This window comes from Mesorhizobium ventifaucium (genome assembly GCF_935822925.1).
Taxonomy (GTDB): Bacteria; Pseudomonadota; Alphaproteobacteria; order Rhizobiales; family Rhizobiaceae; genus Mesorhizobium; species Mesorhizobium ventifaucium.
In genome coordinates this window covers 1-1,626 of sequence record NZ_CAKXZS010000087.1, presented here as the reverse complement: position 1 = coordinate 1,626, position 1,626 = coordinate 1, and the positions used below count along the sequence as shown (strand labels likewise).

General features: G+C 63.3%; 1 protein-coding gene. It reads right to left on the bottom strand.

The genetic code is table 11. The features are described from left to right. Window positions 1-105: 105 nt before the first annotated feature. Window positions 106-1,461 (bottom strand): IS5 family transposase, encoded by a 1,356-nt coding sequence (locus NMG70_RS31725; RefSeq protein ID WP_254028138.1) that lies wholly within the window; start codon window positions 1,459-1,461, stop codon window positions 106-108. Window positions 1,462-1,626: the final 165 nt, after the last annotated feature.

The window sequence follows — 1,626 nt, the reverse complement described above, 5'->3', positions numbered from 1 at the left end:
GTCGGCTGTGAAGAACGTCGATTTCGCTGGCCGCGGTTGCGATTAGGGCCGGAAAGACGGGGCTGGCAAATGGGCGTCCGCCGGTTGGATCGTCAGAGGCGGTGATTAGGCTGTTCGTGGCTGGATCGGCGGCGCTGCGGCGGTGGCGAGCAGCGCCAGGAAGAAGGCACACAAAAGCCTCAGCCAGTTGAGCAGGAGGCTGAAGTTGTAGCCGACGGCGGCAAGCACAGCGTTGTTGGCATCGCCCTCGGAGAAGGCCAGGAAGTTGCGGCCCATACGGTGGTCGTTCTTGAGATGGCCGATGACGGGTTCGACGGCGGCCCGGCGTCGCAGCGCCCGTTTGACGACCTTGATGAGGCCGCGCTTGTAACCGGCGACATGGATCTTGAACATCTTGCCCTTCGGGGCGTTGTGGCCGCGATAGCCGGCATCGGTGACGATCTTGCCGAGGCTGACGCCGATGGTGTCCTCGATTGCCGGGATGATGGTGGCCAGCGTGTGGCCGTCATAAGGATTGCCGGGCAGCGCCTTGACATGGGCGACGAACTGGCCGCCGCGGCTGCGCTGCAGCGGGGTGGCGACGGAGACCTTGACGCCGAACTCGTAGGGCTTGTGGGCTTTGCCCTTGCCAATGCACTCGACCTCCGGGGCGTGCAGGGAATACACCTTCTTGCCCCGCTCGCGCTGGCGCTGATCCCTGACGCGCCGGGCCAGCGACAGCGGCAGGGCAAAGACCTGCATCAGTTCCGGCCGCCCGACGAGCTTGCGGGTGATGTCGCGGATCACCGCTCCCAGCATGGTGCGCAGGCGCTTGAGCTGCCGGTTGGCCCGTTTGAACTGCTTGGCATGGGCATAGCGCTGATGCTTGATCAGCGCGATCTTGCCGACCCGCGCATAGGATTGGCGCAGGGCAATGCCATGCCTCTTGGCCAGCTTCACCAGCCGCTCACGGGCGCGATGCATCAGCTTGGCGTCGGTCGGGAAGGTGATGGCCTTTTCCTGCACGGTGGTATCGACGATTACCGCGCGGAAGTCCGACGGCTTGGCCGCCCCCAGCCTGGCCGCCGCGGCAAGACTTTCCTGGAGCAGCGCCATCAGCCGCTCTTCCCCCATACGCAGCCGCCAGCGCGTGAGTGAAGTGCGGTCGAAGGGCAAACGGTGCTGGAAGAACTCCTCGCCGCAGAACAGCTGGTAGTAGGGATTCTCCAGCCAGCGTTCGCACAGGCTTTCGTCGGACAGGTTGTGCATCGACTTGAGAATGGCCAGTCCCGCCATTAGCCGTGTCGGCAAAGGCGGCCGGCCGGGATCGTCGTCATAGACCTCGCCGAGCCGCTCTTCCAGGAAGCGCCAGTCGATCGTCTTGGCCAGCTTCACCAGCGCATGATCCATATTGAGGATGTGGTCGAGCCGGGATCGCAACAGGTCCGTCTGGCCGCTCTCGCGCCGTTCCTTCGGTCGCATCGCTCGCTTCCCTCGCTGCTTCGTCATCGCCTCGAATCACGCAGAACAAGCGCATCCAATTTGCCGGAAATCGCAGCCTCTAGCCACGAAATTCGGCAATCTGAAACCCGAAATCAGGGGAAATTGTTAAACGGAATCAGAGCATTCCGAGTTCTTCACGGACGA

Bases quoted from the DNA above. Each gene is read 5' to 3' on its own strand.
- NMG70_RS31725 (WP_254028138.1), bottom strand. From the start codon at position 1,461: ATGCGACCGAAGGAACGGCGCGAGAGCGGCCAGACGGACCTGTTGCGA.